At 72.9% G+C, this 5,146-nt stretch carries 5 protein-coding genes; 4 read left to right on the forward strand and 1 reads right to left on the reverse strand.

The window, feature by feature from the left end:
• From ABYE80_RS16770 to ABYE80_RS16785, 4 genes are all read left to right on the forward strand, one after another.
• On the forward strand, positions 1-991 hold a 991-nt coding region (locus ABYE80_RS16770; RefSeq protein ID WP_372791450.1), incomplete at its 5' end, for an acetyl-CoA C-acyltransferase.
• Between the two features lie 50 nt (positions 992-1,041).
• The gene (locus ABYE80_RS16775) at positions 1,042-1,947 is read left to right on the forward strand and encodes an ABC transporter ATP-binding protein (protein ID WP_372791451.1); all 906 of its coding nucleotides are present in this window, start codon (positions 1,042-1,044) and stop codon (positions 1,945-1,947) included.
• The gene (locus tag ABYE80_RS16780; protein WP_372791452.1) at positions 1,944-2,780 is read left to right on the forward strand and encodes an ABC transporter permease; all 837 of its coding nucleotides are present in this window, start codon (positions 1,944-1,946) and stop codon (positions 2,778-2,780) included. The genes ABYE80_RS16775 and ABYE80_RS16780 overlap by 4 nt, the downstream gene beginning before the upstream one ends.
• Complete coding sequence (locus ABYE80_RS16785; RefSeq protein WP_372791453.1) at positions 2,777-4,360, forward strand: phytoene desaturase family protein; 1,584 nt, start codon at positions 2,777-2,779, stop codon at positions 4,358-4,360. The genes ABYE80_RS16780 and ABYE80_RS16785 overlap by 4 nt, the downstream gene beginning before the upstream one ends.
• Before the next feature lie 11 nt (positions 4,361-4,371).
• Here ABYE80_RS16785 and ABYE80_RS16790 read toward each other — a convergent pair.
• On the reverse strand, positions 4,372-5,146 hold a 775-nt coding region (locus ABYE80_RS16790; RefSeq protein WP_372791454.1), incomplete at its 5' end, for a WS/DGAT domain-containing protein.

Consider the following 5,146-nt stretch of genomic DNA (forward strand, 5'->3'; position numbering starts at 1 on the left):
GCCGCAGGGCCTGCAGGCCAACAACATCGGGCGTCTCGCCGTCCTGCTGAGCTCCAAGCTCGGCCAGGAGACCAACGGCTCGACGATCAACCGCTACTGCGCCTCCGGGCTCGACGCGATCCGCATCGCGGCCAACAACGTCGTCGCCGGTCAGGGTGACGTCTACATCGCCGGGGGCGTCGAGTTCGTCTCGCGGTACAACGCCGCCCAGGAGGCCGCGCACCCCGAGGACCAGAACGAGAAGCTGCAGGGCAAGGAGCCCGGCCAGCCCAACGCGTACATCGCCATGGGCCTGACCGCGGAGAACGTCGCCCAGAAGTACGGCGTGACCCGTGAGCAGCAGGACGAGTTCGCGAAGCGCTCGCAGGACCGCGCGGTCGCGGCGCAGGAGTCCGGGTTCTTCGACCGGGAGATCGTCCCCGTCACGCTCGAGGACGGCACCGTCGTCAGCAAGGACGACGGCCCCCGGCCCGGCACCACGCTCGAGAAGCTCGGGTCCTTGAAGCCCGCGTTCCGCGAGGACGGCACGGTCACGGCCGGCAACGCGTGCCCGCTGAACGACGGCGCCGCGGCGTCGCTGATCATGAGCGCCGACAAGGCGAAGGAGCTCGGCTTGCAGCCGCGCGCGCGGATCATCACCGCGGCGACGTGGGGCAACGAGCCCGAGCTGATGGGGGTCGCCCCGATCGGCGCGATCAAGAAGGCGCTGGACCGCGCCGGCATGACCATCGGCGACGTCGACGTCTACGAGCTCAACGAGGCGTTCGCCGCGCAGGTCATCCCGATCGCCGAGGAGGTCGGGTTCGACTACGACAAGCTGAACCCGCACGGGGGCGCGATCGCCCTCGGGCACCCGTTCGGCATGACCGGCGTGCGGATCATGGCCACGCTGCTCAACGATCTCGAGACGATGGACGGCACCATCGGCCTGGAGACGATGTGCGTCGCGCAGGGTCAGGGCGAGGCCCTGATCGTCGAGCGCCTGAAGTAGGCCACGGGTCGCGGTTAGGCCGCGACTCGACGGTGAGTAGGGTGGCGGGCGTGCCGAGCACGTCCGCCATCCGCCTGCGCAACGTCGTGAAGACGTTCGGCCCGATCCGCGCGGTCGACGGTCTGGACCTCGACGTTCCCGAGGGCACGTGCGTGGGACTGCTCGGCCCCAACGGGGCAGGCAAGTCGACCACGATGAAGCTCCTGACGGCACAGGCGATCGCCGACGAGGGGGAGCTGCGGATCCTCGACTTCGAGCTCCCCGGGGAGTCGAAGCTCGCGCGCGCCGCGATGGGCGTCGTCCCCCAGCTCGACAACCTCGACACCACGCTGACCGTCGAGCAGAACCTCCGCGTGTTCACCCACCTGTACCGGGTGCCCGGACGTGACCGCGCTGCCGCGATCGACGCGGCGCTGCGGATCGCCAACCTGACCGAGCGGGCGTCGGCGAAGGTCACCGAGCTCTCGGGCGGGATGCGCCGCCGGCTGCTCGTCGCCCGCGCGCTGGTCCACCGGCCCCAGGTCGTCCTGCTCGACGAGCCGACCGTCGGGCTCGATCCGCAGATCCGGCAGGAGCTGTGGGCGCTCATCGACCGCCTGCGCAGCGAGGGGACCTCGATCCTGATGTCCACGCACTACATCGAGGAGGCCGAGCGCCTCGCGGACACGGTCGTCGTGATGGCGGCCGGGCGCGCGGTCGCGACCGGGCCGCCCCGGGATCTGGTCCGCGAGCACGCGGGCGCCGAGGCCGTCGAGGTGTACGGGCCGCCGCAGCGGCTGAGCGAGGTCGAGGCGACGGCACGCCAGGCGGGGGTGGCCACCCGGCGTACCGGGACCAGCGTGTCCCTCCTGCGTGTCGAGGACGCTCCGGCCGAGGTCGTGCCGCAGGACGGCGTCCGGCGTCCCGCGGCGCTGGAGGACGTGTTCGTCCTGCTGACCGGAGAGGAGATCGAATGAGCACCGCCGACGCAGCCGCGGCCGTCCCCAGCATCCCGCCCCCCGAGCCGGTCCGCCGACGCCGGATGCGCCGCCTGGAGCGGGCCGCGCTGGAGGGCGTCCTGATCCGGGAGGTCATCAACTTCCGCTCCTACTGGCGGTCGGCCACGTTCTCGGCGACCGTCGAGCCCACGGTCTACCTGCTGGCGTTCGGCTTCGGGTTCGGCGCGCTGGTCAACAGCGTCGGCGGGCTGAAGTACATCGAGTTCGTGGGCACCGGCTCGGTCGCCACCGCCGTGCTGTTCTCCGCCGCCTTCGGGTCGATGTACGGATCGTTCATCAAGCGGGAGTACCAGCGGACCTACGACGCCATCCTGTCGACCCCGGTCGACACCGTCGAGCTCGTCGCCGCCGAGGTGCTGTGGATGGGAGGGCGAGCCGGCCTGTACGGCTGCGTCCCCATCCTCGTCGCCATGGTCTTCGGCCTGGATCCGTCCTTGGGCATGCTGCTCGTGCCGTTCATCGGCATGCTCGCCGGGATCGGCTGGGCGGCGTTCGGCACCGCCATCTCGGCCTCGGCGAGCACGATCGAGAACTTCAGCTACGTGCAGAGCGCGGTCCTCACCCCGCTGTTCCTGACGGCCGGGACGTTCTTCCCCCTGGATCAGCTGCCGCGCGGCATCGAGCTGGCGGCGAACCTGAACCCGCTGTACCACTGCGTGCAGCTCGTCCGGCACGCGGTGTTCGGGTTCGAGGTGGGTGCCGACCTCATCCATCTCGGCGCGATGCTGCTGTTCGCCCTGGTCTGTCTGCGGATCGCGGTCCGCCAGACGCAGAGGAAGCTCGTGCTGTGAGGAGTCCGGCCCGGTGGGACGCGGTCGTGGTCGGCGGGGGCCACAACGGGCTGGTCGCCGCCGCCTATCTCGCGCGCGCCGGCCGGTCGGTGCTGGTGCTGGAGCGTGCGCCGGTGCTCGGGGGCGCAGCCGTCAGCGTGCGGGCCTTCCCCGGCGTCGACGCGCGCCTGTCGCGGTACTCGTACCTCGTGAGCCTGCTGCCTCGCAAGATCGTCACGGAGCTCGGCCTGCGGTTCGCGACGTCTCGCCGGCGGATCAGCTCCTACACCCCGGTCGGTGACGGGGGACTGCTCGTGGACGCCACCGACGCCGCGCGGACCCGGGCCTCGATGCGGACGCTGACGGGCGGCGATGCGGAGCACGACGCCTGGACCGCGCTGTCGGCCGCGACGGGCCGGGTCGCCCGCGCGGTGTTCCCGACCCTCACCGAGCCGCTGCGGCCGGCGGCCGAGCACCGTCGGGCCATCGGCGACGACGAGATCTGGCACGCGCTGGTCGAGCAGCCGCTGGGCGTGACCCTGGCGCAGCGGTTCGCCGACGACACGGTCCGGGGCGTGGTCCTCACCGACGGGCTGATCGGGACGTTCGCCGCGGCGGACGATCCCGGGCTGCGCCAGAACCGCTGCTTCCTCTACCACGTGATCGGCGGTGGGACCGGCGACTGGGACGTGCCCGTCGGCGGGATGGGATCGCTCACGCAGGCGCTGGCCGACGCGGCGCGTGCCGCGGGCGCCGATCTGCGCACCCGCGCCGAGGTCACCGCGGTAGCGGTCGACGACGAGGGCGCCGCGGTCACCTGGGTCGATGCCGACGGGACCGAGCGGACGGTCGCTGCCGCGACGGTGCTCGCGGGGGTCGCCCCGGCGGTGCTCGACCCGCTGCTGGAAGCGGGTGGGAGCGACGTGCGCGTGGGTGGCGGGGCCACGCCGGAGGGGGCGCAGCTGAAGGTGAACCTGCTGCTGCGACGGCTCCCGCGCCTGCGCGACACGGCGGTGGATCCGCATGAGGCCTTCGCCGGGACGTTCCACGTCGGCGAGTCGGCCGGTGCGCTCCAACGGGCCTACGAGGAGGCGTCGGCGGGCCTCGTGCCCCGGAGGCCGCCGAGCGAGATCTACTGCCACTCCCTGACCGACCCGAGCATCCTGGGAGCGGACCTGCGGGCGACCGGGGCCCACACGCTCACCCTGTTCGGCCTGCACCTGCCGGAGCGGCTCTTCCGGGGCGACCGGCACGACGAGGTCAAGGGCGTCGCCGTGCAGCGCACCCTCGACGAGCTCGACCGGTACCTGGCGGAGCCGATCATGGACTGCGTGCTGCGCGACCGCGACGGACGGCCGTGCCTGGAGGCGAGGACCCCGGTCGAGCTGGAGCGCGAGCTGGCGCTGCCCGGCGGCAACATCTTCCACCGGGACCTGCAGTGGCCCTGGTCGGACGAGGACGCCGGCGTTCCCGCGGGAACGTGGGGCGTCGAGACCCCGGCGCGGCGCCTGCTGGTGTGCGGGGCCGGCGCGGTGCGCGGGGGCGGTGTGTCCGGCATCCCCGGGCACAACGCCGCACGGGCCGTGCTCGAGCGCGGCTGAACGGCGGCCGCTCAGGCGGGGGCGAGGGCGAGCAGCTCGTCGACCGCCTCGCGCAACGCCCGTGCCGCCACCGGCAGAGCCGGCTCCAGGCCGCTGTCGGCGGTGAGCCCGAAGCAGACGCCGCCGTCGTAGCTCAGGACGCCGACGTTGAGGCCCTGCGTCGAGGGGTTCAGGGGCACGGCCGGATGCACCGCCTGGAGCCGGCGCCCGAGCAGGTAGAAGGGGACCTGCGGTCCGGGGACGTTCGACACCACCAGGTTGAAGGCCCTGATCCCGCTCATGGCGCGGGCGAGCTGCGAGGACACGAGCGGTGGCGCGAGGCCACCGGCGTGCACCATGAGCGCACCGGCGCGGACCGCCGCGGAGTCCTTGATCCGCTCCATCGTGGCGGCGACCCTGCGGACGCGCTCACCCGGATCCTCGACGTCGCGCGGCAGATCGACGAGCACGGTGGAGATGCGGTTGCCGCCCTCCTCGCCCTCGCGCCGCACGCTCACCGGCACGAGCGCGACCGGGTCGCCGTCGGGAACGAACGACGCCGCCCGGAAGTACCGCTGCAGCATCCCGGCGACGATGGCGAGGATCCCGTCGTTGACGGTCCCTCCGCTCGCCTTGGCCGCGGCCTTCAGCGGCGCCAGCTCGACGCGGTGCAGGGCGTAGCGCCGGTTGCGACCGATCGGGTGGTTCAGCGGCGTCATGGGCGCGGCGGGACGCTGACGGGCGAGCTCCGTGAGCAGCTCGGTCGCCCGGCGCAGGTCGCCGGCCGCCTCGCTCACGGCCCGGACC

Origin of the sequence: Paraconexibacter sp., from assembly GCF_041602235.1 — a bacterium.
Lineage (GTDB): Bacteria > Actinomycetota > Thermoleophilia > Solirubrobacterales > Solirubrobacteraceae > Paraconexibacter.